Annotated in this window: 1 protein-coding gene; it reads right to left on the bottom strand. The window is 71.9% G+C overall.

The window, feature by feature from the left end; genetic code table 11:
* Positions 1–1,497, bottom strand: a 1,497-nt coding sequence (locus tag AB3X89_RS39655; protein ID WP_368587988.1) for a tetratricopeptide repeat protein, incomplete at its 3' end; no start/stop codon positions are given.
* Positions 1,498–1,503 lie beyond the last annotated feature (6 nt).

The raw sequence follows: 1,503 nt of genomic DNA, 5'->3' as shown, positions 1-1,503 counted from the left end.
GGCGGCTTGAGAGCGTTGCGCGGCGGGACCGCGCTCGCCGTCGGCGAGCAACTGGTCCGCCTGTTTGGCAAGCAGATCGGCGCGCAGACGAGCGAGGCTCTGGCGATCGTCGGCGGCGAAGCGGCTTTGCAACGCGTCGATCAGCGGCTCGACCTGCGCCGCGCGGCCGGTGTTTTCGTAGAGTGTCTGCGTGCTGCGCAGCGCCGCCACGCTCGGCGCATGGCCGCTCACCATATCGCGCAGCAGCGGCTCGGCCGCGCGCCAGTCGTGCTGCGCGAGCAGCGCGTCGGCGAGCATCAGCTTCGCGTCCGCGTTGTCCGGCTCCATCGCGAGCGCCTCGCGCGCCGCCCGCTCCGACTCCCGCGCGTGGCCCGCCGCGGCGGCCGCGCGGCCTTGCGCGAGCGTGCCCCAGAATTGCGCGGTGCGCGCGAGGCTCTGCCATTTCGCGCGATTGTCGGGCGCGAGCGCGGCCGCGCGCAGAAACAGCGTGCGCGCTTCGTCGTGCCGCCCGGCCCGCATGCGCGCGATGCCGAGACCGCCGACCGCGTCGGCATCGTCGGGACGCGCGCTCGCGGCGCGCGCGAGCAGCGGCTCGGCGGCGGCGAGATCGTTGCGCTCGAGCGCCTGCAGACCGCGCTGCTGGGCGATGTAGTCAGGGTTGCGTTCGAGTTGCCGTTGCGCGTCGAGGCGCGCTTCGAGCGTCGCGACCCGCTCGCGGAATTCGGTGTCGTCGGGCACGAGTTGCAGATAGGCGCGCAACGCCGGCAGATACGCGAGGTCCGCACCCGCCGATTGCAGCACGTGACGCCACGTGTCGAGCGAGGCCGTGCGATCGGAGTCGGGCCGCGTCGCGAGATTCCACGCGATGCGGTTGGCCTCCGCGCGCGTATCGCCGCGCGTGTTCAGCAGATTCGCGAGCACCAGCGCGGCGCCGACGTCGGACGGATCGGCGGCGATCCGCCGATGCAGCGCGACCAGCGCCTGCTCGCGGCCCTCGGGCGTCCCCGCGAGAATCTGGTAGTACTCGGCCCCGAGCGAGCCCGACGGTGCGCCGTGCGGAAACAGCAGTTGCAAACGCCGCGCCGCTTCGGCGGACTGGCCGCTACGCGCGAGCAAACGCACGGTCGCGAATTCCTCGCGGCCGTTGGTGGCGACGCGGAATTCGTCGTCGAGCTGCTGGATCACTGCGCTGCCTGGCGCTTCGGCGCGCAAGCGTGCGAGCGTCGCCTGCGCGGCTTGCGCTTTGCCGAGGCGCAATTCGATGCGCACCTGCTCGGCGAGCAACAATGGATCGCCGGGCGCGGCGAGCAGCGCCTTGTTGATTGCCTGCAACGCAAGGTCGTCGCGATGTTTGGTCGACCACATGCGCGCGGTCGCGAGCAGGCCCGAGCGAACAACGGCGGCCGTTTCAGCAACGGTGCTGGCCACGATGCTGACGCTTGCGAGCAGCCTCAACGCGTTCGCCACGCAAGCGCCGCAGCCCAGCGGCACCGACATCACCGC

It is taken from the genome of Paraburkholderia sp. BR14320, from assembly GCF_040948665.1.
Lineage (GTDB): Bacteria > Pseudomonadota > Gammaproteobacteria > Burkholderiales > Burkholderiaceae > Paraburkholderia > Paraburkholderia youngii.
This window is presented reverse-complemented; position numbering and strand designations above follow the sequence as displayed.